The organism is Methylobacterium sp. 275MFSha3.1 (assembly GCF_900108435.1).
Lineage (GTDB): Bacteria > Pseudomonadota > Alphaproteobacteria > Rhizobiales > Beijerinckiaceae > Methylobacterium.
In genome coordinates this window covers 128,987-150,880 of record NZ_FNWP01000006.1, presented here as the reverse complement: position 1 = coordinate 150,880, position 21,894 = coordinate 128,987, and the positions used below count along the sequence as shown (strand labels likewise).

General features: G+C 66.0%; 25 protein-coding genes. 9 read left to right on the top strand and 16 right to left on the bottom strand.

The window, feature by feature from the left end; all coding sequences use genetic code 11:
• The first annotated feature begins 996 nt into the window (after window positions 1–996).
• The gene (locus BLW78_RS08720; RefSeq protein ID WP_091678599.1) at window positions 997–1,392 is read left to right on the top strand and encodes a hypothetical protein; all 396 of its coding nucleotides are present in this window, start codon (window positions 997–999) and stop codon (window positions 1,390–1,392) included.
• Window positions 1,379–2,278 carry a sigma-70 family RNA polymerase sigma factor gene (locus BLW78_RS08715; RefSeq protein WP_091678597.1) on the top strand — a complete coding sequence of 300 codons (900 nt, stop codon included), beginning with the start codon at window positions 1,379–1,381 and terminating at the stop codon, window positions 2,276–2,278. The genes BLW78_RS08720 and BLW78_RS08715 overlap by 14 nt, the downstream gene beginning before the upstream one ends.
• A 3-nt stretch (window positions 2,279–2,281) precedes the next feature.
• Here the strand turns inward: BLW78_RS08715 and BLW78_RS08710 are convergent, their stop codons facing one another.
• The 3 genes from BLW78_RS08710 to BLW78_RS08700 all read right to left on the bottom strand — a co-directional run bounded on the left by BLW78_RS08710 (window position 2,282) and on the right by BLW78_RS08700 (window position 4,665).
• Entirely contained in the window at window positions 2,282–2,722 is a 441-nt protein-coding gene (locus BLW78_RS08710; RefSeq protein WP_091678895.1) for a hypothetical protein, read from the bottom strand.
• 12 nt (window positions 2,723–2,734) lie between these two features.
• Window positions 2,735–3,493 carry an SDR family oxidoreductase gene (locus BLW78_RS08705; RefSeq protein ID WP_170855128.1) on the bottom strand — a complete coding sequence of 253 codons (759 nt, stop codon included), beginning with the start codon at window positions 3,491–3,493 and terminating at the stop codon, window positions 2,735–2,737.
• A 320-nt stretch (window positions 3,494–3,813) separates the two neighbouring features.
• Window positions 3,814–4,665 carry an MBL fold metallo-hydrolase gene (locus tag BLW78_RS08700; RefSeq protein ID WP_244526874.1) on the bottom strand — a complete coding sequence of 284 codons (852 nt, stop codon included), beginning with the start codon at window positions 4,663–4,665 and terminating at the stop codon, window positions 3,814–3,816.
• 462 nt (window positions 4,666–5,127) lie between these two features.
• Here BLW78_RS08700 and BLW78_RS08695 point away from each other — a divergent pair, with 462 nt between their 5' ends.
• The gene (locus BLW78_RS08695) at window positions 5,128–5,583 is read left to right on the top strand and encodes a carboxymuconolactone decarboxylase family protein (RefSeq protein WP_091678589.1); all 456 of its coding nucleotides are present in this window, start codon (window positions 5,128–5,130) and stop codon (window positions 5,581–5,583) included.
• Window positions 5,584–5,694: 111 nt separating this feature from the next.
• Here the strand turns inward: BLW78_RS08695 and BLW78_RS08690 are convergent, their stop codons facing one another.
• The 3 genes from BLW78_RS08690 to BLW78_RS08680 are packed head-to-tail and all read right to left on the bottom strand — an operon-like array spanning window position 5,695 to window position 7,672.
• The gene (locus tag BLW78_RS08690) at window positions 5,695–7,023 is read right to left on the bottom strand and encodes a Y-family DNA polymerase (protein WP_091678587.1); all 1,329 of its coding nucleotides are present in this window, start codon (window positions 7,021–7,023) and stop codon (window positions 5,695–5,697) included.
• Window positions 7,020–7,472, bottom strand: coding sequence for a LexA family protein (umuD, locus tag BLW78_RS08685; protein ID WP_091678584.1), 453 nt, complete (start codon window positions 7,470–7,472; stop codon window positions 7,020–7,022). The genes BLW78_RS08690 and umuD overlap by 4 nt, the downstream gene beginning before the upstream one ends.
• A gap of 5 nt (window positions 7,473–7,477) precedes the next feature.
• On the bottom strand, window positions 7,478–7,672 hold the full coding sequence (locus BLW78_RS08680; RefSeq protein WP_091678581.1) for a hypothetical protein: 195 nt from the start codon (window positions 7,670–7,672) through the stop codon (window positions 7,478–7,480).
• 210 nt (window positions 7,673–7,882) lie between these two features.
• Here BLW78_RS08680 and BLW78_RS08675 point away from each other — a divergent pair, with 210 nt between their 5' ends.
• Together BLW78_RS08675 and BLW78_RS08670 are read left to right on the top strand one after the other, a co-directional pair.
• Window positions 7,883–8,113: a hypothetical protein gene (locus tag BLW78_RS08675; protein ID WP_091678578.1), complete on the top strand. Its 231-nt coding sequence runs from the start codon at window positions 7,883–7,885 to the stop codon at window positions 8,111–8,113.
• A gap of 176 nt (window positions 8,114–8,289) precedes the next feature.
• Complete coding sequence (locus BLW78_RS08670; protein WP_091678575.1) at window positions 8,290–8,508, top strand: DUF6894 family protein; 219 nt, start codon at window positions 8,290–8,292, stop codon at window positions 8,506–8,508.
• Window positions 8,509–9,346: 838 nt separating this feature from the next.
• On the opposite strand, the gene BLW78_RS08665 is transcribed toward BLW78_RS08670, so the two are convergent.
• A complete protein-coding gene (locus BLW78_RS08665) occupies window positions 9,347–9,550 on the bottom strand; it encodes a hypothetical protein (RefSeq protein ID WP_091678572.1) in 204 nt (67 codons plus the stop codon).
• A 128-nt stretch (window positions 9,551–9,678) separates the two neighbouring features.
• Here BLW78_RS08665 and BLW78_RS08660 point away from each other — a divergent pair, with 128 nt between their 5' ends.
• The 3 genes from BLW78_RS08660 to BLW78_RS08645 all read left to right on the top strand — a co-directional run bounded on the left by BLW78_RS08660 (window position 9,679) and on the right by BLW78_RS08645 (window position 11,917).
• Window positions 9,679–10,335, top strand: coding sequence for a DUF433 domain-containing protein (locus BLW78_RS08660; RefSeq protein ID WP_091678563.1), 657 nt, complete (start codon window positions 9,679–9,681; stop codon window positions 10,333–10,335).
• The gene (locus tag BLW78_RS08655) at window positions 10,301–10,738 is read left to right on the top strand and encodes a DUF5615 family PIN-like protein (protein WP_091678556.1); all 438 of its coding nucleotides are present in this window, start codon (window positions 10,301–10,303) and stop codon (window positions 10,736–10,738) included. Before BLW78_RS08660 ends, BLW78_RS08655 begins: the two co-directional genes overlap by 35 nt.
• Before the next feature lie 570 nt (window positions 10,739–11,308).
• A complete protein-coding gene (locus BLW78_RS08645; protein ID WP_244526858.1) occupies window positions 11,309–11,917 on the top strand; it encodes a PAS domain-containing protein in 609 nt (202 codons plus the stop codon).
• Between the two features lie 81 nt (window positions 11,918–11,998).
• Here the strand turns inward: BLW78_RS08645 and BLW78_RS08640 are convergent, their stop codons facing one another.
• A complete protein-coding gene (locus BLW78_RS08640) occupies window positions 11,999–12,238 on the bottom strand; it encodes a DUF6894 family protein (RefSeq protein ID WP_091678550.1) in 240 nt (79 codons plus the stop codon).
• A gap of 112 nt (window positions 12,239–12,350) precedes the next feature.
• Complete coding sequence (locus tag BLW78_RS08635; protein ID WP_139307689.1) at window positions 12,351–12,773, bottom strand: hypothetical protein; 423 nt, start codon at window positions 12,771–12,773, stop codon at window positions 12,351–12,353.
• Window positions 12,774–12,891: 118 nt separating this feature from the next.
• On the opposite strand from BLW78_RS08635, the gene BLW78_RS08630 reads away from it, so the two are divergent.
• A complete protein-coding gene (locus tag BLW78_RS08630) occupies window positions 12,892–13,257 on the top strand; it encodes a hypothetical protein (protein ID WP_076728973.1) in 366 nt (121 codons plus the stop codon).
• A 247-nt stretch (window positions 13,258–13,504) separates the two neighbouring features.
• Here BLW78_RS08630 and BLW78_RS08625 read toward each other — a convergent pair whose 3' ends face one another.
• The 7 genes from BLW78_RS08625 to BLW78_RS08595 all read right to left on the bottom strand — a co-directional run bounded on the left by BLW78_RS08625 (window position 13,505) and on the right by BLW78_RS08595 (window position 21,811).
• Complete coding sequence (locus BLW78_RS08625) at window positions 13,505–13,843, bottom strand: hypothetical protein (RefSeq protein ID WP_091678545.1); 339 nt, start codon at window positions 13,841–13,843, stop codon at window positions 13,505–13,507.
• Window positions 13,844–13,937: 94 nt separating this feature from the next.
• Complete coding sequence (locus tag BLW78_RS08620) at window positions 13,938–14,246, bottom strand: 3TM-type holin (protein WP_139307688.1); 309 nt, start codon at window positions 14,244–14,246, stop codon at window positions 13,938–13,940.
• Window positions 14,247–14,350: 104 nt separating this feature from the next.
• Window positions 14,351–14,965, bottom strand: a complete 615-nt coding sequence (locus BLW78_RS08615) for a lysozyme (RefSeq protein ID WP_091678539.1) — start codon at window positions 14,963–14,965, stop codon at window positions 14,351–14,353.
• A 59-nt stretch (window positions 14,966–15,024) separates the two neighbouring features.
• The gene (locus tag BLW78_RS08610) at window positions 15,025–16,389 is read right to left on the bottom strand and encodes a hyaluronate lyase N-terminal domain-containing protein (protein WP_091678536.1); all 1,365 of its coding nucleotides are present in this window, start codon (window positions 16,387–16,389) and stop codon (window positions 15,025–15,027) included.
• Entirely contained in the window at window positions 16,386–18,506 is a 2,121-nt protein-coding gene (locus BLW78_RS08605) for a phage tail protein (protein WP_091678533.1), read from the bottom strand. Before BLW78_RS08605 ends, BLW78_RS08610 begins: the two co-directional genes overlap by 4 nt.
• 7 nt (window positions 18,507–18,513) lie before the next feature.
• Window positions 18,514–18,990 (bottom strand): C40 family peptidase, encoded by a 477-nt coding sequence (locus BLW78_RS08600; protein WP_091678531.1) that lies wholly within the window; start codon window positions 18,988–18,990, stop codon window positions 18,514–18,516.
• Between the two features lie 226 nt (window positions 18,991–19,216).
• Window positions 19,217–21,811, bottom strand: a complete 2,595-nt coding sequence (locus tag BLW78_RS08595; RefSeq protein WP_244526857.1) for a bifunctional diguanylate cyclase/phosphodiesterase — start codon at window positions 21,809–21,811, stop codon at window positions 19,217–19,219.
• Between the last annotated feature and the right edge of the window lie 83 nt (window positions 21,812–21,894).

Here is a 21,894-nt window from a genome sequence, read left to right as displayed (position 1 = left end):
GACACCGTCATGAACTTTCAAGACGGGACGGTGTTCGCCGGCATCAACCTTCGCCTGCCTTGAAGGGTCGCGACCCGATCAGCTGTCGGGCCGGCCGAGATCGAAAGGTCGGTAGCGCTCGACGCGCCGATCTCCGTCCTCGAAAGCAAGCCGTACAAGATCCTGAAGCAAGTCCAGACGTCCGTTGCTTCGCGGCAAGCGAGACGGGATTGAAAAGTGAGAGGCTTCGCGTGCGACCGAAGCGCTCGAGCGAAGAACTGATCGTCCTGGAGACCGGCCGCTCGCGGAAGGATTTGCGATCCTCAGGATCAGCGTTCCAGCTGCGGCCCAGATCCGACACATAGGCCGGCACGCTCAGAGGAGACTTGAATTTATATACGAAGATTACTGAAACTGTTGGTAGCGAGGGAGGGATTTGAACCCCCGACACAAGGATTATGATGCCCCGCTTTTTCGCTTTGAACCAAGCATTTAGCTATCAAATCGGCGGCAAACCGCTCCGCTAGCATCAATGGCTTAGGTGTCGGATTGTCAAACCACCCGGCGGCACCCCGACCTCCAAACGAACCCTGGCCGCCGCTCGAGGCGAACGGTCTCGCCGTCAGCAAGACGCGTCAGACCTGGGCACGGTGGCGAGCGTCGCAATGAGATGCGCTGGCCTCGGGCAGCAAACGACCCATGTCAGACGGTGGGCGAACGCGACACGATACCCGGAGCAGCAAACGACCCAATCTAGCCGCTCGCATCGCCGTCGGCGCTTCTCCAAAGCGGTCGCTCGTCAGTGGTCCGCCAACTTCGGCTCGGGGTGAGGGCGGTTTCTCGCTGTGGGGCTGAAATCGGACGTTCGAGCGGTTAGCGGCAGTCGGCGCGAGTTTGGCGCGATGGGCTGTGCAAGGCCGAGGCTTTGACGACAGCCTCGAGATTCTTTTCAACCGATGTCACATCCCGCGTTCGTGCGTCGTCACCCTCGTGGACCGATCACGAGGAGAGAGTGCGATGAGCCATTTCATTCCGGTTTTGGCTGGCCTGCTCGGCGTAGGATTAACCGGCAACGGCATCTTCATGCTGGCCTCGCCTGAAAATTGGTACTTCGCGGTGCCAGGCGTGACCTCGACAGGGCCATTCAATCAGCATTTCTTACGCGATATCGGCCTGATCTTCGTGCTGATCGGTACGGGATTTCTCTACGGGGCGGCGAGGCCCGATTCGCGTGCTCTGCTTTGGAGCATGGCTGCAATCTGGCTCTCAGGGCACGCGCTATTCCATTTCTGGGAGGTTGCAGTGGGCATTTGCGGACCGGAGGTGCTGCCCCGTGACTTCCCTGCGGTGACACTTCCTGCGCTTCTTGCGGTCGCCCTCAGCGTTTGGTCGCTTCGCCATGCCGACCACTGATGATCCGACCCTCATCTTCGAACAGGAGCGGACGCGGCTTGTCCGGCTCGCATACCGCATGCTCGGTTCATTCGGTGAGGCCGAGGATGTCGTGCAGGACGCCTGGCTCCGCTGGCGGTACGTCGATCATGCTGGTGTATCGTCGGCCGGAGCATTCCTGTCACGCACGGTGACGCGGCTCTGCCTGGACGTCATGAAGTCCGCCCGCGCACGGCGAGAGACATACTTCGGAACTTGGTTGCCCGAGCCCGTCGCCATGGCTCCGGACGACGCCTCTGGCGATGACATAACACTCACACTGATGCTCGCCTTGGAGCGGCTCTCTCCTCTGGAGCGGGCCGCGTTCCTGCTGCACGACGTTTTCGCGGTTCCGCTTGGGGAAATCGCGGCGACACTTCAGCGTGAGCCGCCAGCGGTCCGTCAGCTCGCAGCCAGAGCGAGGAGGCACGTGCAGTCGGCACGTCCGCGCTTCCCCGTCGACAGGGAGGAGGGAACACGCATCGCTAAAGCCTTCTTCGAGGCGTCAGCGACAGGCGACGTCGCGGCGCTTCGCAGCATGCTCGCGGAAGCGGTCATCGTGCACTCCGATGGTGGCGGGAAGGTACACGCATTCCCGCGGCCTATCATCGGCATCGACAAGGTCATGCGTATGTTTGAGGGAGCTGCGCGGAAGTCGTGGATCCAGCATGCCCAGAAGCTGCAGGACCTCTGGATCGATGGCCTGCCGGGCTATTTCAGCCTGGAGCCGGGCGGAACCCTCCAGACCGTGGCCCTCGATATCCAGGGCGGCCTGATCATCGGCATCTACTTCACCCGCAACCCGGACAAGCTCGAACGTATGGCAAGGCTGTTCGGAGGGGCAGCGGGAGAGCTGATGCCTCAATGAGTCTCACCGCCGGGCGCTTGCGAGCTCCCTGCGGCATACCTTGGAAAAGGTACAGAGTGGATCGAGGTCGCCGGCGTGGTGGATGTCGGCAAAGGACGAGAGACTCTTATGCGGGGCGAAGTAAGTCTCGCCGATGCGTTGCATGACACGCTCCGCCTCTTCGAGCGTTTCCGAACCGCCGAAGAGCCGGATCTTGTTCACGATGGCATACAGGTTCACAAGTTTGGCCGGATCTTTGAGGTCATGCTGGAAGGCGTCGCCGAACAAGGTCGACGCCTCCCGAATGAACTCGCCGTAGAGGGCTTCCCGTCGCGCGCGGTCCTGCACCAGCAGAGTTGCTCGCTCCTGGCTGTGTTGCGTCAGCCATGTCGTCGCGAAGGAGGCCATCGCGCCAATGCTGGAACCCGCAAGCGCGGAAAGCGCCGAGACGTAGGCCGCATCCATCGGCAGCATACCTCAGGCCACGCGCTTCGGCTGCGCGGCCAGCCAGTCGCTGTAGCGCCGCTTTGACAGCCAAGCGTCACCAGTGGGTGTCAACCAGCGATCTTCGAGGAGCACTCCAAAATAGGGAGCGGTGTCGTCCGTGATGACGTCACGCGTTTCGCCGATGCCGTCGAAGTGGCGCTTCACCAGCTCGGCCATCGGCAGCCGCTCAGGACCGGCAATCTCGATCATGCCGTTACGAGGTGGTGCGAGCGCGGCCTCAGCGACCTTCGCGGCTACATCGGCCGATGCAATCGGCTGGATCGAGGCGGAGGTCACCCGGGCGACGCCGTCGATGATAGCCGCTCCCGCAATCGTGCCGACGAACTCGAAGAACTGCGTGGCGCGGACCAGCGTCCAGGGCACGCCCGCCGAGGCGATCAGTTCCTCCTGGGCCAGCTTCGCGCGGAAGTAACCGCTGTCGAGCAGGAGCTCGGTCCCGACCACCGAGAGCGCCACGTGGTGCCTGACGCCCGCAGCCTTCTCTGCCGTCGCGAGGTTCCGTCCGGCGCGGACAAAAAAGTCCATCGCCGCATCGTCAGCAAAGGACGGCGCGTTGGCGACGTCGACGACGACGCTGGCTCCCTGCAACGCATCCGCGAGTCCTTCGCCCGTGACAGCGTTCACCCCCGTATTGGGCGAGGCCGCGAGCACCTCGTGGCCGGCGCTCCTCAGGTTGGTGACGACCTGCGAGCCGATCAGCCCAGTGCCGCCGATGACGACGATCTTCATGTGACGCTCCATCTCAGCTCCAATCCCTTTGGGACGGGCGCGGTCATGACGAGGAGCGCCCCTTGCAGTGTGACATCGGCGTGGAAGATCAATGCGCCCGACTTGGGCCTAGCGAGGGCTTGACCTTGTGGGATGCTCGGGACCGGGGCAGCCGTGGGAAGGAGCCATTTCAGTTCAAACCTGCCGGGACGGTGCACGAGCCGACGGAGGCGCATCCTCAGGACCGATCCCGATCCCGAGGATGAACGATTGTCGATGAGGCACCCGTGCGCGAACTCCCGTGTTCAACGGACGACCGGGCCAGCACGGGCTCCATGCACTCAGAAGTCCCAGAACACGGGAACCCACCGAAAAGCGTCGCCATCAGCCGCAACCCGGCCGACGGACGGGAACGGCAGGTGCGTGGCGATCAACTGCTCGCCGGTCGCCGCCAATTCCCGCAGAAGCCGAACGCGAACGCGAGCCGCCTCCTTGGGATCGTGTTCGAAGCCGTTGTGCCAGTCGGGATGCTCGAATCCGACCGCGAACACGGCGTCGCCGGCGAATGTAAGCCGATCGCCGCCGGATGAAAGGCGGACCACGCTGTGCCCGGGAGTGTGACCGCCGGTGCGCTGGACCATCACCCCCGGCGCGACGTCGTACTCTTCGTCGAACAGTCGCAGCTGATTGCGGTACTCTTGCGCGAACCGCTTAGCGGCCGCTCTGAGCGCATCAGGAAACCCCTCTGGCATGTCGACCTGCGTGAAGTCAGGCGCCTCCCAGAATTTGACCTCGGCAGCCGCCACGTGGATCCGCAGATCCGAGCGCAGCCGCTCCTTCACTCCGTCAACGAGGAGCCCGCCGACATGGTCCATGTGCATGTGAGTGAGCACCACGTCGGTCACAGCCGCGAGATCAATGCCAGCGGCCTCCAGTCGCCTGACCAGTTGCCCGGCCCGCGGCAGGTTCAGGTTCGGGTCCAGCCCCAAGCCGGCGTCGATGAGGATGGTCTGGCCGCCGCTGCGGACGACAACCACGTTCAGCGACCAGTCGAACGCGTCCGACGGCAGAAACATGTCGTTGAGCCACGCCGCCCTTTCGGCCGTATCGACGTTGTGTCCCAACATCTTGGTCGGGAGCGGCAGCACTCCATCGCTGACAACAAGCACATCGATCTTACCGACCCGCACCATGTAGCGCGATGGCACCAACTCCTCTCCTCGCACACGCGAAGAGCCAACGTATCCCGGACCGGTTCGTCTGGCATCGGCAGGTACTACAGCAGTCATCGTCATCCCTTCCATGGGACGCGCGCGCACCTGGCACGTCAGGATCATGAAACGCGCGTCATCGACAGAGACGAGACGGTGTCGGCAGATGTGACATGAGCGAAGGGAAGTCGAACCCCTCGCCCATGAATGTTCGTTTCGCCACGACAATTTCCTGGAGCAAACGGCCTCTTTTCGACCCAGGTCGGTCGGCGATGCCTCGGAGAGACTGCTCCGAAGCGGACGTCCGAGCGTGAACGAGCCACTTGAACGAGCCACGTGTCTGCCTGTCGAGTAGGAATGTGGCGTGGCATGTCACATCTCTGCGGGCCAGCTCGTCGTAGCTTCGAACGTCGATCGCCGGCGTTCCGAGCACTGGGATCCGTCATGAGTCAGAACAAGCGGCTGGTCTGGACTGAGGTGGCGCCGCAGGGCGCGAGGGCGCTCTTCGGCATTCACCACTACATCACCACGGGCACCGGCCTACCCCACGAATTGATCCACCTCGTCTTCTTGCGCGTGTCGCAGATCAACGGCTGCGCGCATTGCATCGACCTACATACCCGTGACCTCTTGAAGACGATGCCGTTTGGGAAGGTCGCCCTGGTCCCGGTTTGGGCCGAGGTGCCCCAGCTGTTCTCCGACCAATACCGCGCCGCGCTTGCCTGGGCGGAGGAAGTCACGCTGGTAAGCGAGACGCACGCTTCTGACGAAGCCTATGCGGCCGCAAGCGCGGCTTTCACGCCAAAGGATCTCGTGGATCTCACGATTGCCATCGCGGCGATGAACGCATTCAATCGGCTCGGAGCGCCCTTCCGGCTTCCAGTCGTCGCGAAAGCCTGAGCCCCTTCCGAGCACGACCATGGCTGGGACGACGGCAGCTTACCGGGCTGCCAATCGATGAGCAGACCAGAAGCTTTCCACCCATAGCGGTCGCCCAAGTTCTGTGACGGTTCATGCGTAGGCGACCGGTAGCTCGCCGACCTGCGTGGTGTAGCGCGGCGTGCGCATCTCGAACTTCGTGTTCCAGTCGCGCCGGCTCACCAGCCCCGCGCGCGCTGGCACCACCGCGCCGCGGCCCCAGCGCGCGTTGCATGCGTCCATCGCCGCCATTAGCGGGCCCGTGCGCTCGCGGTCCAGCGCACCGAACAGCGCTCGGGGGCTGTGCAACAGCGGCAAGAGGTCGTTCGTGACGATCCCGGCCTTCGAGTACCGCCACGGCCGATCGCCCGGATCGCGCCAGGTCCGCGCAACCCCATGCCGCGCCGCCTTGATCAGCACCAGCGTGTCCGAGCTGTGCTCCGGCAGTTGCACGGTGGTCGAGACCGAGCGCATCGGCTCGTCCCGGTCGTGTTCGCTCGTGTGGTAGAAGACCGTGACGTGGTCTGTGCCCAGCCCCTCGCGCCGCAGCTTCTCGCCGAGCCGCGTCGCGTGCGCCGCCACCGCCTCCTCCAGCACCGCCCGCTCGGTGATCCGGCTCGAGAACGAGCGCGTGACCGCGCACCCCTTCCGCCGCGCCGGCACCATCTCCAGCGGCAGGCAGGCCGCGCCGCGCAGCTCGTAGATGATCCGCTCGCCCACCACGGTCAGGCCCTTGCGCACCGGCCGCGGGTCGAGGTCGCGCAGATCCGCCACGCTCTCCACGCCCATCGCCTGGAGCTTGGCGAGCGACGCCCGGCCGATGCCCCAGACCTCGGCGACGTCGACCCGGCACAGCCAGTGAGCGTAGGCTGTCGGGTCGGTCAGGTCGCACACACCCTCCAGCACCGGCACGGTCTTGGCGATGTGGTTGGCGAGCTTGGCCAGCGTCTTGGTCGGGCCGATGCCGACACAGGTCGGGATTCCGGTCCAGGTCCGGACCGTGGCGCGCAGGTCCCGCGCGAGCTCGACTCTCAAGGCCGGCGCCACGTCCGAGAGGTTCAGGAAGCTCTCGTCGATGGAGTAGATCTCCACCTGCGGGCTGAACTGCCGGTAGACCGCGTTGGTCCGCCCCGACATGTCGCCGTAGAGGGTGTAGTTCGACGAGAACACCCGCACGCCCTGCGCCCGGCACATCTCGCGGATCTTGAAGTACGGATCGCCCATCCTGATGCCGAGTGCCTTGGCCTCGCTGGTGCGGGCGATGGCGCAGCCGTCGTTGTTCGAGAGCACGATCACCGGGACCGCGGCGAGCTTCGGGTCGAACACGCGCTCGCAGGAGCAATAGAAGCTGTTGCCGTCGATCAGCGCCACGGCGCGGCCGCCGCCAATCCGGTCGCGCCGGCGGGCTTCCGGCGTGCTCACGAGAGCTGCCCGCGGGCGACGTGCCAGCGGATCGAGAAGCGGACCACGCCCCAGATTACGCCCTCGCCGAGTTCGTCGACCGCGAAGGCGGGCAGGTCCGGGTTGCAGAAGGCGAGCCGGGCGACGTTGCCGTCGATCACGAGGCGCTTGCAGCTCATCTGGCCGTCGACCGCCGCAACGACGATGCTGCCGTGGCCCGCCTTGAGGCTGCGATCGACGCAGGCGAGGTCGCGGTCGTAGATGCCGGCGCCCTCCATGGACGAGCCACTGATCCGCCACAGGAAGGTGGCGGGCGGGTTCGGCACGAGCCAGCGGGGCAGCTCGAGCGCGCCCTCCAGGAAGTCGTCGGCCGGCGACGGGAAGCCGGCGCACAGGGCCTGCCCGATCAGCGGGACGCGGACGGCTTCAGGGCTGCGGACCAGCAGGTCGTCGATGCGGTGTACTGACATATGGTTCAGGCTGCGGAGACGCGACCGCGTGCGTAACCGTCGGAGACAAGTCGCCCATGGTCCGCGATGTGGCGCTCCGCGGCATCGATGTCGGCAAGGGCGTCGGCGATCGCCTGCACGAGGGCCGCCCAGCCATCTCGATGTGCGGACTGGTAGTAGTGGAGCGCGATCGCCTCTGCCTCGGTGAGACGAAACTCCACAGGTGGCTCATGCGGGAGAGCGTGCATCGCGTTCCGATTCCCGGCTAGAACAGACTGGGAACAAAGCGCAGGGGGGATCGCGGTTCAACCGTCTGATCAGCGGCGGCTCGGATAGCGGGGGATCGGTGTGGAAGGCTCCCAGAATCAGCAATAGCGAGCGGGCCTTAACGTTACCGAGGCCGACCGGAGGAGGAGACGAAGACGGCGTTCGTGGTGCAGCCTTTCGAAGTCCACCGGAAGCGGCTGCGGCCGGCCCGGCAGGAGCCGGCACAGACCGAGAGCGGGGCGGTGAAGAAGGCTGAGAACCTGGCCAAGCGGATGCCGGGCGCGGCGGCGCTGAAGGTGGTGGCCGACGATGAGACCGGCGAGCTGGAGGGCGTCACGATCCTCGGCCAGTGGGGCGAGATCCCCGACGACTTCGCCGAGAGCTTGCAGGGCTGATCGTCAGCCGCGCCTCTTGGCTACGAACTCCCAGACCGGTGGCAGGGCTCCTCCCGGATGCAAACGCATCTCCGTGTTCATCAGCTTGGTGTGGCAGCCATATCAAGTGGTCTGTCCATCAAATGCTAACCCTCGCGCCGTTGAAGTGCTGTCCCAACGGCGTGAGCAGGAGCGACATGGCAGAGCGATACCATTTCCGTCTGAGGGGGCCGGGCGAGGTCATCGAGGACGAGGAGGGTGTATTGGCTAGCTCGATCGAGGTTGCCGTGGCCGAGGCGACGCAGCTGATCGCCGAGATGCGCGCGCGGGGCGAATTGGCCGATCCTGACGAGCGATGGTGCGTAGAGATCCACACCGCCGATGGCGTCGTGCTTCGCTCCCTTCAGCTGTACTGAGCGCTGGCCGCGGGGCACGGGAGCTTGCGCAGGATCCGGCGGATGTGCTCGCGGAGGATGAGCGTCTCAGGTGTTGGGCTGACATCTGGAGGCACTACCAAAACCTCCAGGGCCACCAAGGCTGAGTCGCGCATCAAGGCCCTCGTCTGTTTCGAGAGCTGCATTTAGCAGATTATTATCGTGGATTCATCCATCATTTGAGTTCGTTTGGCCGTTTAATATCGCGGATTTTTACGTAGATTAGTTATTCGGCCCCAGATTAGATCGCGCAATAAAGTATCGTGCCCTCTTGGGAGGTCGAGCTAGGGAGCGCGCGATTATCCCGCTCCCCGTGATTAAAGGACGCTTCTTAGCGGCGGAACTCGGGCTGGCCATCGGCAGGCGGAGCCTCATAGCACAACCCGCGGGGATCAGGTCGCGCCAAGCGGCGACGGCGGGCGGGAGGTCAAACATGGCCGGCGGGGTACGGCCGAATGGTCGCCAGATTGGAAAGGGCCGCCAAAACGGTGCGCTGGGCCAAGGGCTTGGAGCGCTCTGACCGGGGTGCCGTTGGCGCCGGGCGCGATCTGATGTCAGTTGCAGCCCCAGGCTGAAATCATGCTGTAACCGGCGGATGTGATCACCGGCCTGTCGCAAAGCCCGTCCCCAACCGGTTTGCGGCAGGCAGGTCGGGTTCTTGCGCCCATCGCCCTTCGGTGCGGACCCGACCCGCCATCTTCAAAGCTCTTGTGGGAATGGCCGCTTCAGCCGCGCACCTTGGCCGCGCACTCCCAGACCGGCGGCCCCTAGGTCTGACCGGGCTTCGTCCGGTAGCCGCAGAAGCGACCTGGCGGTGTCCTTACTCGTCGTCCCACTTCATGGCATCCCGCCTGATGGACGCGACCTCCATTCCTGTCCCATCCACGTCGATCACGAGTGCGATCTCGGCGTCGCGTTGGGCGATCTCTGCTTCCGCGAGCCGCTTGGCCGCAGCTCGATCCTCAAGCCCCTCGGCCTCGCCGATGACAGCGCCGTCTCTGCGGAATTCAACACGATAGGTCATGGCCTCACATGCCACGGGCTGATGACGGCTTCAAAGCGCTCGATCTGGTCGCGCCAGGAGGCGACGGCGGACCTGACGTTCGGTGCAGCGTGACGCCGCGCCCATTTGCGCTGCTCTCAACTCAGAGTATGTCTCTCCTCATGGCGACGGGTGGATCCAGGACCGTCATCGCTGCCTTCACCGAGGACGAAGCGCAGCGCCTGACGGGCATCAGCCTGACGCAGCTCAGGTACTGGAGACGCACGTCCTTTTTCGAGCCGAGCCTGAAGGTCGAACTCAGCGAGGGGGAGGAGACGCGCCTCTACTCCTTCCGAGATCTCATCTGCCTGCAGGTGCTGGATCGCCTACGGAATGATAGCGGCGTCTCGCTGCAGCATCTCCGTGAGGTGAAGGCAGAGCTCGCCGACCTGGGCGACGATGTCTGGGCGCGGACGACCCTTTACGTCCTCAACAAGCGCGTGGTCTTCAACCATCCCGAGACAGGACGGCGTGAGGAGGTCACGACAGGCCAGGGCGTGCTCAGCATCCCGCTCGAGATCGTGCGAGCGGACATGGAGCGAAACGTCCGACAGCTGCGCACGCGGAACCCCGACAACTACGGGAAGGTCCAGAGCGTGCGCGGGGTCGCGAGGAGCAACCCGGTGATCGCGGGGACCGCGATTCAGGTCGCAAGCATCAAGGCCTATGCCGACGCCGGCTACACGGTCGAGCAGATCATCGAAGAGTACCCGACGCTGACGGAGCGCGACGTTGAAGCGGCCCTGGCCCACGACGCCGCCGCTTAGGGCCGTCGCCGAACAGCCTGTCTTCCGCGTCCTCCTTGATGAGGGCGTACCTGTCTCCGTCGCACGAACCTTCGAGCAAAGTGGCTATGAAGCCATCCGCCACGGCGCCGCGCTTTCGCCGGGCTCTGATGACTACCTCGTGGCGAAAGCGGCACAGCTCAACGAAGCGGTTCTGATCGCGATCGACAAGGACATGAAGCGAATCGCGGGCCGCTACGGCATGGCCGACCCGAAATTTCAACTTCTCAACGTCATCAAAATCGGCTGCTCCGAGCCGCTGGCGGCCGCCCGTATCGACCAGGCTATGGACCTGATCGCGTTGGAATGGCGCTATCGTTGTGAGCAGCGCGGACGACGTCTCTACATCGAGATCGGCCCACACTGGATCCGCACATTCCGTTGAGGAAAGCTACCTGCCCTAGCCCGCTCGGCCCCGCCCCGATCTGCTCACGGGGCGGGGGAGCGTGCCAGCAAAATCAGGCTCGATCAGCCGCCTCTTGTACAAGCAGAAGGACGCGGCGCCGCTCTTCGGGATCTTGGATACGGTTGTATGCGCTCAGAAGCGCATCGCACTCAACCGCAGGATTGATGGCCGCTTTGCTCTCACTGGCTTGGTACGGCGTTACTTTATGAGCAGGCGCATACAGTACTCGCTCTGGGAGCTGTAATGCTTCAGCGATCCGCGTTACAAGGTGTCGTCCTGCCGGAGGCCGCTGAGAAACCCTGTGCTCAAATGCCTCGTTCTCGCCGCGCTCTCCATGGGAAGTTTTGCGCACAGGCGGTGACTTCGATCCCATTTTGTATTCCATCATGGGTAGATGCTGCCGATCTTGTATACATTCGCGTCGGCGACCTAGCTTGATGGGCTACCTCCAGCACGCGACAGTTGCACAAATTTGTATCGCCTCACTTGAGGTTGATTGATTATCGATCAATAGATTGGGGGTCGCTTTGATTTGCCATGGGATCAGCGGTGAGCAAATTTCTGTGTGATAATATACACTATCTCACTTCAGCGTTCCAAATTGCACTCGACGAGCTTGACGTAATTGGTTCTTGGACTTGGGATGCTGCGACTGACCGGATCCGCGTTGACGCTGTAGTTGCGCTCTTGTTCAATCTAGACCCAGATCAGGCGGCAGAAGGCTTGCCGCTAACATGCTTCATCCAGAGTATCCACGGCTGTGAGCAAGAGCGTATAGCGGCGCTGTTTTGCGGTTGTGCGCGGGAAGGCGGCGCTTATCTTGTGGAACATCGAGTGAAATCTGTCGATGGCCAGATGCGGTGGGTGCTGGCGCGCGGACGCTTCACCAGAGACCATGTTGGTAGGCCTCAAAGTGGCCGCGGAATCCTTGTCGACGTCACCCAACTGAGGATGAACGAGGGCGCCCTTGAAGCGGAGGAGCTATGCTTGGCGGAAGAGCAACTGGAGCGGGCCGCTGAGCACGCCATCACCGCGCAGGAAGCGATCGCAGACCTGAAGGATCCAGAGTTGAAAGCTTGTGCGGACGCACTGCTGATGGCCCTGGGACGCAAGCTAGCCCAGCGGGAGAGGCGGGAGTGGCGCCGACACATGAACTAACGAGGGAGTGCCTCGTGAATTCACTGAGCGCAGGGGGAACGTCCGATCTCACCAGCGTGTGAGCCGAGTCTCGCTGAGGCACTAAGCGAGCAACCATGTTCCCGTGAAGGCAAGGGCGCCCAGATAGACGGCTTGGCCGTTCTCGTCCCTGATCAGGACAGTCAGGGCATGCCGCTCGCCATCTCTAGGCACCTCATCGGCCGCGATCTCGGGAAGCGCCTGCTTGGCGTGCCTGACCGCAGCCTGAAGGTCAGCGCACTCAAAGCCCACTTCGTCGCGCTCGTTGCGGCCGTCATTGATGTCGAAGAAGTAGCGGGGCACTCACGCCTCCGTGAACGGATACCCCCCACGCAGCTAACCCAAAGCGCCAGCGCCGGTTCGAAGAGCCGAGCCGATACGCAACTTGGCTCGGCGTCACGATGGCCGGCGGCGGTTACCTGCTCGTGCGATCGTTGGCCTCGGAGTAGTCCCAAGCCGGGACGGCTAGATCGAGCGACGCCGCAGGGGTGCATTCCACGAGCAGCGCCAGCATCTCGGTACGGGAACTCAGCAGGATAGCAGGCGGCTCGCCCGTGATAAGGCGCCATCGTTCGACGAAGACGGCGTCGGACAGATCCGCCATCGCATCCGAGCCGGACCTCATGAGACCCTTTTGAGAATGGCCGGGGAGGCTCATGGCCCCCAGAACGGAGACGGCGCCCGTTTGGCCCATCTTGCTGCATCGGATGGTGGACAGTTGATTGCGGCGATCGGCCACGAAAAAGCCCGCGCCGGCGGACCGGGCGGGCTTCTTAGGCTCGGCACCGACAAGGGAGGAATCCCGCCAAACCTGACACTGAGAGTGGGTGAAGAGCACGGAAAGACAAGCCCTCCAACGGTAGTGACGCTGGGAGCGAGGACTCGACGCTCGCCCAGGCAAATCGAACCACCCACCTTTGAAAGCGTTCACGCCTCGCAACAACGGAGAGCACGACATGAAGGTGATCTCGGCGACCGTCCTTGGCCTAGCGCTACTCAGCGGAGCCGCTCCGGCCTTCGCGCAGCCATACGGCGGACGCGACTACGGCTACGATCGCGGCGACTACGGACCCCGTGATCGGGGCTACGGAGATCGGGGCTATGGCGATCGAGGCTACGGCGACCGTGACCGCCGCGACTACGATCGTGACTATGACCGAGGCTCGCGGGGCGGGCGTGGCGACTACGCTTTCAACGAGATGGAATATCTGCGCTGCAATCCGGACGTGCGCCGAGCGGTCATCGGCCGAGCGATCAAGTCCGGTCTGGAACACTACCGGAAGGTCGGCATGGCCGAAGGCCGGAAGCTGACCTGCAATTAGAGCGCGTCTGAAGAGCGGAGCACGATGTGAGAAAACCCCGCGCGGCGGTGCCGGCGGGGCTGAAGGTTTGGGTCTCGGGCTGCCACCACAGTAACGGCAGAACTTGAGCCGTACCCCCTCATTTGAGGGTCGAGTGTCGCGAAATATCGCTCCGGCCGGTGCCGGGCGGTTCGAGGTGATCTCGCTGGGGAGTGTCGAGGCCCGGTCTACGCGCAGGATGGCAGCGCGGTTCAGTCGTCGATCCGGCTCACCGGCCCGCCAGCCCGATCTTCGCCAGCACGATCCCCCCGAAGGCCAGTAGCGCCGCCGAGGCCAGGCCCCAGCCGATCTTGCGCAGGTCCCGCACCTGCCCGGCGACCTCGGCCAGCCCCTTGGCGGCCTCCGCCTTCGCGCCGTCGACCGCCTTGTCGATCCGCCGCTCGATCTCATCGCGGACCACGAAGTGCTCGATGTCGCGCCGATAGGCCACGCCCTCCAGCTTCTCGTCCATGCGGTCGAGCTTGCCCCCGAGCGCGTCCATCTGCCGCCCGGTCGCCTCCACGCGCTCGATCAGACGCCCGATCCATTCGGGCAGATGATCCGTCATGGCTCCGGTCCTTCGCTCGCCGCGGCCCGCACACGCTGTCCGCGCCCGGGGTGGGGTCTCGTCCGTCACGACCGCGCGCCCGACGGTCCGGGAATCAACCCTTCGACCCGACCACCTGCGGCACGATCTTGTCGACCGAGCGGGCCAGCATGTAGGCGCCGATGCCCACGGTGAGCAGCGACCACAGCTCGGCCGGCACGCCCTTGAGCGCGGCGACCACCTCCACCTGCAGGCCGACCATGGGCGAGACCACGCCGACCCAGGTGATCATCGCCAGCGCCCAGAGCACGGTGATCGGCCGGGCGTTGCGGGCGAGCGGGCTCTCCGAGCCGGCATCGGCCTTCATCACCTCGGCCATGGCCCGGCCGAGATCGCCCTGCTGCTCGATCAGCGCGCGTTGCAACTCCAGCTGCACCTACAGGCGCTGACCCTCGTCGGGCAGCACCTTCGCGAGGATCGGGCCGAGCGCGCCGAGCAGCGTCGGGAGGAGGGCAAGGAATCCCATGGTCAGGCACCCGTCTGCATGTTGTGGCGGATGGCGTCGCGCAGGCGCAGCCACCAGGACTCCGCCGCCGCGTCGGCCGTGCCGGTCATCGGCACGAGCGGGTCGGGCCGCGCCGGCGCGGCGAGTGCCGGTCGCTCCGGCGCCCGCACCGGCGCGGGATCCCCGCGGCGGGCGTAGACGAGGCCGTAGGTGGGCAGCGCAGCCTGGTCCCGCTCGCCCTGCCGGCGCGCCAGGATCGCGGTCGGCCGGTCCCACAGCAGGAAGGCCTCGACGGCTTGCGGCAGATCGCTGGCGTTGGCCAGGCGCACGAGGCTCGCGTGCGCGAAATTCGCCTGGCCGATGTTGAAGCACAGCGAGCAGCAGGCGTCGAAGAATGGCTGCGGCACCGGCTTGGCCAGCGCAGCGCGCACGGACGCGACGTAGGGCAAGAGATCGGCGGCAAAGAGCGCGTCCGCCTCGGCCTGGGTGAGGGTCATCCCGTCGATCACGGCCGGCGGCCCGGCGGCGCTGGTGTGGCCCCGGCCGATCGTCCAGACGCCGACGCTGTCCCGGTAGGCGCGCAGCCGGCAGCCTTCGCGCGCCGCCAGGGCCGCGCGTCCGAGGGGTGAGAGGTCCATGGGAGACTCCTGTCCGAGCGTCGGATGAGGACCGCTGCCGTACCGACGGCTGGGGGCGATCACGGCAGCTGTCGGGCACCGAAGAAGGAGTCGGCCGCAGCCACGTAGCCGTCGGCGCCAGTGAACCGCACGAAGACCTCGACGGTGTCCTTCGCCGCCAGCCTCAGGACCGACGCGAGGTTGACCGCGCTGACGCCGTCGACGAGCGCGCCGGTCGCCGCGGCGCGCCCGCGCCCGGCCGCCACGCCGTTCCGGTAGAGCTGCACCTCCAGCGCCGTCGGCGCGCTGGACCCGTTCCGCTTGTAGGTCAGCGCGACGTCGAAGCCGTGCAGGCCGGCCTCGATGGCGACGAAACGGTTCTTCGCCGCGTCGAAGGCGCCCTGGTCGTTGCTGTCGGTGGTGTTGAACTGGACTTTCGTCCAGGCATCCGCCGGGACGTAGTTGTCGAAGTTCGTGGACGCGGCGGCTTTGGCAAAGTTGGTGATCCGGCTCCAGGCGGCGCCGTCGTGCCATCGGAGCGCCGTCAGGGTGCTGTCCGCGTAGATCTGGCCCTGTGCGCCGCCCGCAGGCTCCGCGGACAGCGGCTGCAGCTCCAGCGCGCCGTTGCCGCGGACCTTCACCACTGACCGGCGCGCGGCCGTGCCCGGCGCCGTGGTCTGGACATCCAGGCCGGTGCCCTGCGCCGTCGCCGTGAGATCCTCCTCGGCAACGCCGAGCAGCGCGACGGCGTCGGCCGTGTAGGCGCCTCCCGTGTGGTAGCCGGCCCCGAACAGGCCGAGGAGTGTGTCGGTCGCCTTGAGCGGCAGCGGCGCGCCCGGCGCGCCGCGCGCGGCCCGGGCGCGGCAGTTGGCGACGGGCCCGTGATTGCCGGCGGCATCGCCCCCGTAGGCGTCGAGTTGCACGGCGGGCTTCGCGCCGAGACCCTGGACGTGCACCGGCGCGCCCGGATCGGTGACCCCCGACAGGCCGAGATAGCCCGTCGCCGCCGAGACCGACATGGCCGTCCGGAAGGCGGTGCCGTCCGGGCTCGTCTTCACGGTCAGGTCGTCGCTGCCCAGCGTGCCGAACAGGACCCGGCTGGCGTAGCCGGTCTGGAGCACGAGACCGGCGTCGTTGGCCGCGGCCTTCTTGTTGAGGGTCAGCCGCATGTTGCCGGCCCCCGGGGTGACCTCGTCCCACGAGAGCAGCGCGGCCTCGGACTTCACCGCCAGGCGGTTGGTGGTGTCGGCGGCGGTGTTGACGCCCAGGGCCGGCACGCCGCCCTTCAGGTCTCCCGCGGAGACGGCCGGATGGCCGCCGGGCGTGACGCCGTCGTGGACGACGAGGCGCCAGTTCGTGGTGTCGACGACGAACTCGCCCGGTCGGCCAACGAAGGTCGCGAGGAACGACCACGCGTCCCGCAGCCACTGCGTGCGCACGCTCATGATGAGGCGAGCCCCAGGTCGAGGAAGTTGGGATAGGGGTCGGAGGCGAGGCCGAAATCGTCGCTCCGCGTGGCGGCCTGCGAGGCAAGCCCCAGATCCGGGCCGCTGCCGACAGCGAGCGTCTCGGCGACCGGACCGAACCGGCCCGAGCCGACCGGCGTCACCGTGTAGGGCGTGCAGGTCGCGAGGTCCTGGGCCGCGCCGCCGAAGATGTTGAACGCCTGCAGCTTCACGGTGAGCGGCGTGCCGATATAGGCCGCCGGCACGCTGTAGCGGAACACCGCCTCGTCGAGCCGGGTGAAGGATGTCCCGGCCGGGTGCGCGCCGGCCGGCGAGCCGGAGAGCCCGCGCTCCAGATAGGTCAGGGCGTAGACGTGCGGGGCGGTGAGCGTCGCGGTGGCGAAGGACACCAGTTCCTGGCCGACCAGGGCGAGGGTCACGCCGTCCCGCGCGTCGGCCTCGCTGGCCGAGGCCAGCGTGCCGCCGGAGCGGCCGAGATCGACCGCGAGCGTGTTGGCGCGATCGGGATTGGGCCCGGAGGGACTGGCCAGATCCGCGGCGAGAACGCCCTGGCGCGCCGGGCCCGTGATCGTGCCGATCTCGACGAAGCTGGCGCCGTCGCGCGAGACCCAGACGTTCGCCCCGCCCCAGTACGGGTCGGCGTTCGCGCCCGAGGCCGCGATCCAGACCTGCGGCACGCCGCCCGTCAGCGCGGCGGGCGGCTCGAAGATGAGCGGAGCGTTGACCGGCGCGGGCGCCCGGTCGCGGTCGACCGCCGATCCGATCGCGCCGACCGTAGGATAGGCCGCCGCGGTCGCGGTCCCGCGCGGGAACTCCTCGGCCGTGACGGTGAGCAGCCCGTCCTCGTCCTCCTCGATCGCCGTGATGCGCACCGGCGCCCGGGCGAGCCCGAGCCCCGGGTCGGTCAGGGTCACGACGTCCATCGGCTCCAGGAGGCAGAACTCCCAGGACAGGCGGAACGTGTAGGTGTTGCGGATGTACAGGGCGCGCTGCAGGGCGAGCTGCGCCACGAGCCGGCCAATCGAGAGCGCGCAGATCTCGCGGGCGGTGATGGTCCCCCCGACCTTCAGGCCGTAGCGCTCGATCGCGCCCTGGTCGCGCGCCTCGACCGTCGTCGCGGTGTAGCCGTGGCTCCGGTCGGAGCACTCGACGCGCTGGACGTTGGGCAGCCCGTAGGGATCGCTGCGCGCGACCCGCACCGGATCGTCGCCCTCGGCGGCCAGGATGTCGTCGTCGGTGAGATCGTAGACCGGCGCGACGTCGGGCACGTAGGTGACGCTGGCGCCGGTATGCGTCACCCCGGTCACGACCTGGTCGCCGTAGGGGACGATCCTGAGCCGCGCGCCCGACCACACCGCCGCGCTGTTGGTCAGCCGCAGCCACCGCGCCAGGAGCGAATTGGCGGTCTCGGCGTCGGTGAGCGCCGGGCTCAGCCCGAGGCCGAGGGCCGCGCAGTAGGTCTGGTAGGACGCGTCGCCCGAGGCGCCGAACAGGGCCGCGCCGCTGAGGGCGGAAGCCGGCAGGCCGACACCGTACTGCGCGTTGGTCAGGAAGTCCGAGATCAGCGCGGCCGGGTCGGCATCCTGCCCGAGCGGCCCTGCGGTGCCGGCGAGCCGCCCGACCACCTCGAAGGCGATCGACGAGATGGTCGCGCTGGAACCCAGGTCGAAGTAGGGCGAGGCGAGGTAGGCGGTGCCGTTGTAGGGCAGCGCGGCGGCCGGGTAGCGGGCCAGCGCCGGCCCCCAGGGCTGCTGCGGGGTGTCGCCGGGGATGAGGCTGAGGAAGTTGGTCGGGAACGGCGTGACCGACTGGCCGCTGAACACCTCGCCGATGCCCTGGACCGGCCCCTCGGCGAGGCCGAACATGATCCAGGTCGAGTAGGTGTAGCCGGTGACGCCGTGGCGGCCGCCGCCCTTGCCGCCGGCCTTCTTTCCGCGCTGCGCGTGCGTCTGGAAGCCGTCGGACCAGATGACGTTCGGGGCGATGCGGTTGGTCCCGTAGACGATCGGGATCGGCAGCGCGCTCGAGGCGGTCTGAACCTGCAGGCCGGTGTAGTCCGGCCGGACGGTACGCTTCTTCCCGCCGAACAGGCTCATGGCGGTCTCAGACTTGGTCGGCCTCGGCGGCCACGCTTGCGGCCCAGAGGCTGAAGAAGCGCGGGCGCCGGCCCGGCTCGGCGAGGACAGGGTTGCGGGCGATCGGCTCCTCGATCACGGCCTGGGCCGGCGAGAAGGCGTGCACGAGGGTCAGCGGCTCTGTCGCCGTGACGATTCCGCCATGGGCGTAGGCCCGGCCGTAGCGGAACACCACGACATCGCCGGGCTGCGGGCGAGCGACCTCGGCGGCGCGATCGAACACGAAGCCGAGGTAGCGCTCGTCGTCGCGGTGGAGATGCCAGTCCTGCGGGTAGGGGCACGGGTCGAAGGCCGGCACGAGGCCGGCATCGACGAACACGCGCACCAAGAGCATGCCGCAATCAACGCCGACGCCGCGCAGGTCGGCACAGGGGTGGTAGGGCGTTCCGAGCCAGCCCCGGGCCTCGCGCACGAGGATCCTGCGCGCTTCATCTTCAGCGAGCATGCGAAGCCCTCAACGCGCTGAAATTTAGGCCCGTGGCAACACGCTGAACCCTGCCTGGGGCGAGGCAGAACCGCATTGGCGACACGCTTTTACGCCAAGTCCTGGTGCACCAGGTCCGCTCAAGTTGACTTCCGTCGGACCGTTTTCTGCCTACGAATGTCGCAGTCAGACAATCAACTTCTGCAAGAGCCGTTAAAATCACTTGCGGGGTACGGGCAAAGCGTCGCTAAGCCACCTCAAGCTCTCGATCGAGATCGATGAGCGGGCGATAAGAGGCGATCGGCTGCGGCTTGCCGCGCAGATAGCCTTGTATCTCGGCACAACCGTGTTGCCGTAGGAAGGTCAGCTGCCCCTCTGTCTCGACGCCCTCCGCGATGACCAGGATGTTCAAGCTCTCGCCGAGACTGAGGATTGCACGGACGATCGCGCCGCCTTTGCTCGTCACGCCGATCTGCCACACGAACGACCGATCGATTTTGATCTTGTCGAAAGGAAAAGCTTCCAGCGTGGCCAGTGATGAGTATCCGGTTCCGAAATCATCCATCGAGATGCGCACACCGAGTGTCTTCAGGGCGCGCAGCATCTCCTGCGCGCGTGCCGACCCCTTCAGGAACAGGCTTTCGGTCACTTCGATCTCGAGACGCTCGGCCTTCAGTCCGGTCTCCTCAAGCACCGCACCGACGACATCGCACAGGTCAGCTTGCTGGAGCTGCGCGATCGAGAGATTGACAGCGATGCCGAGCGGCGTGGCCCAACTTGCAGCTTCGCGGCAGGCCTCGCGCAGCACCCATTCGCCGAGCGGGAGGATCGCCCCTGTCTCCTCTGCGAGGGGTATGAACTGCGCGGGGGAAATCGTCCCGCGGGTCGGATGTGTCCATCTCAAGAGAGCCTCGAAGCCGGAGACGCGATCCGAGGCGACGATGAACTGGGGCTGGTAGTGCAGCTCGAATTGTCCCGTGCCGATGGCCGCGCGCAGGTCCAGGGTCAATCGCTGCCGCTCGAAGGCCGCCTTGTCCATCTCCGCCTCGAAGAAGCGGTAGGTGCCCTTGCTCTCCTTCTTGGCGCGCACGAGCGCCATGTCGGAGGCGGACAGCAGCGCATCGTAAGTGTCGCCATCGTGCGGGAAGAGGGCGATCCCGACACTGCAACTGATGGAATATTGCAGCGCACCGTCCGCGTAGGGCGTCGAGAGTGCCTCGATGATGGCCTGGGCCCTCGCGGCAGCTTGCCCGGTGGCGGCGAGATCTGTCGCCAAGACCGCGAATTCGTCGCCGCCGAGGCGCGCGACCGCGCCGCTCGCGCCGATCAATCCCGTCAAGCGCGCAGCGACCTCGATCAGCAGGCGGTCTCCGGCCGGATGTCCGAAGAGATCGTTGATCTGCTTGAAGCCGTCGAGATCGAGAGAGAGAAGGGCCACATGTCCGGCCCGCTCGGTGCTTGCTGCCAGTTCGAGTTCGACGACTTCCTCGAAATGCAAGCGATTCGGCAATTGGGTCAGAACGTCGTGCCGCGCGAGGAAGCGCAAACGCGCTTCGCTCCGACGGCGCTCCGTGATGTCCTCATGGGTCGATATCCAGCCTCCGTCCGGAAGGCGCACGCGGAGGACGCTGATGTCCCGATCGTCGGTCATATGCACGACGCTCGCCGTGTCCGACGACACCCCGGGCGATGGCGGCGTCAGCACCCCATCCCAGGGCCCGCCTGCGTCGCGGTGCTGCGCCAGGACAAACCTGCGGAGATCCTCGGCTCTCGTGCCGGGCTGCCGAAGGTGTTCGGGGATCGCGTAGAGACTGGCGAAGCGCTCATTCAAGATGACGAGCCGCTCGTCGGCGTCGAACAGGCATAGCCCCTGAACCATGTTGTCGAGTGCGACGCCGAACCGCTCGTAATGGGCGCGCAAGTCGCGCTCGCTTCGGGCGCGCACTTCGGCGCTCGCGATCCGCCGCTCGGCGCTCGCTCCCCGAAGGAAGAGCCCAAACAGGGCCGCGATGCACACCAGAAGGAGTGCTGTCGCTGAACCGACCGCGAGCGCCTGCCGGCGGAAGGGGGCCAGGCACGCCTTCGTCGTGCGACTGATGCTGAGAATAAGCGGGTACCCGGCGAGCGCCTTGGTCGCGATGATGCGTTCTTGATCATCGACGGGGCTCACGTTGCGCATCACGCCGCCCTGAGGATTTTTCTGGGCGATCAGCGCGGCCCCCGTGGTTGGCAGAATCTTGCCGATCACGTCTTCCCGATAGGGGTGACGGACGAGCAGCATCCCGTCGTGGCGGAAGACCGAGACGACAGCGTCGTCGGTCGGCGCGATCTGCCGGTACAGTCGTTCGAAATAGCCGAGCTCGATCGCGCCGAGCACGAGGCCGAGGAACGTTCCGTCGGGCGCCGTGACCTTCCGCGCTATATAGATCGTCCAGGCCCCGTCGCCGCGGTTCTGAACCGGCCGGCTGATGAACCGCTGCAGCTTCGGGTCCGACGCGAGCGCCTTGAAGTAATCTCGATCTGCGATGTTGACGTTTGGGATCGGCCAGAAGCGGCTGAAATTCAGGAGCCGGCCGGTTTGATCGATGATCGTGACCGCGTTGACCTGCGGCAATGCCGCAACGCGAGCTTTGAGTGCCTCATGTAAGTCGTGCCGGCTCGCCGCCGCAGCGTACTCCGAGGGAGTCGCGACCTTAGCGCCGGCCATGTCCTCGATGATGGCTTCTTGAACGATTTCGAGGGCTTGGAGCGAACGATCGGCCTGATCAGCGAGGATCGTGGAGAGGCCGACGAGGTTGCGTTCTGTATCCTGCAGCGCCTGACCGTACATGTCGACGATCAAGGCAGTCCCGCCTGACGCAATCGCGAGAGCTAGAACGACAAGTGATGTGACGAGAGCGGCGTACGATCGGGCAGGAGACCTGA

Coding starts and splice junctions, on each gene's coding strand:
- BLW78_RS08720 (WP_091678599.1), top strand. CDS start 997: ATGAGCCATTTCATTCCGGTTTTGGCTGGCCTGCTCGGCGTAGGATTA.
- BLW78_RS08715 (WP_091678597.1), top strand. CDS start 1,379: ATGCCGACCACTGATGATCCGACCCTCATCTTCGAACAGGAGCGGACG.
- BLW78_RS08710 (WP_091678895.1), bottom strand. CDS start 2,722: ATGGATGCGGCCTACGTCTCGGCGCTTTCCGCGCTTGCGGGTTCCAGC.
- BLW78_RS08705 (WP_170855128.1), bottom strand. CDS start 3,493: ATGAAGATCGTCGTCATCGGCGGCACTGGGCTGATCGGCTCGCAGGTC.
- BLW78_RS08700 (WP_244526874.1), bottom strand. CDS start 4,665: ATGGTGCGGGTCGGTAAGATCGATGTGCTTGTTGTCAGCGATGGAGTG.
- BLW78_RS08695 (WP_091678589.1), top strand. CDS start 5,128: ATGAGTCAGAACAAGCGGCTGGTCTGGACTGAGGTGGCGCCGCAGGGC.
- umuD (WP_091678584.1), bottom strand. CDS start 7,472: ATGTCAGTACACCGCATCGACGACCTGCTGGTCCGCAGCCCTGAAGCC.
- BLW78_RS08670 (WP_091678575.1), top strand. CDS start 8,290: ATGGCAGAGCGATACCATTTCCGTCTGAGGGGGCCGGGCGAGGTCATC.
- BLW78_RS08665 (WP_091678572.1), bottom strand. CDS start 9,550: ATGACCTATCGTGTTGAATTCCGCAGAGACGGCGCTGTCATCGGCGAG.
- BLW78_RS08660 (WP_091678563.1), top strand. CDS start 9,679: ATGTCTCTCCTCATGGCGACGGGTGGATCCAGGACCGTCATCGCTGCC.
- BLW78_RS08630 (WP_076728973.1), top strand. CDS start 12,892: ATGAAGGTGATCTCGGCGACCGTCCTTGGCCTAGCGCTACTCAGCGGA.
- BLW78_RS08625 (WP_091678545.1), bottom strand. CDS start 13,843: ATGACGGATCATCTGCCCGAATGGATCGGGCGTCTGATCGAGCGCGTG.
- BLW78_RS08615 (WP_091678539.1), bottom strand. CDS start 14,965: ATGGACCTCTCACCCCTCGGACGCGCGGCCCTGGCGGCGCGCGAAGGC.
- BLW78_RS08610 (WP_091678536.1), bottom strand. CDS start 16,389: ATGAGCGTGCGCACGCAGTGGCTGCGGGACGCGTGGTCGTTCCTCGCG.
- BLW78_RS08605 (WP_091678533.1), bottom strand. CDS start 18,506: ATGAGCCTGTTCGGCGGGAAGAAGCGTACCGTCCGGCCGGACTACACC.
- BLW78_RS08600 (WP_091678531.1), bottom strand. CDS start 18,990: ATGCTCGCTGAAGATGAAGCGCGCAGGATCCTCGTGCGCGAGGCCCGG.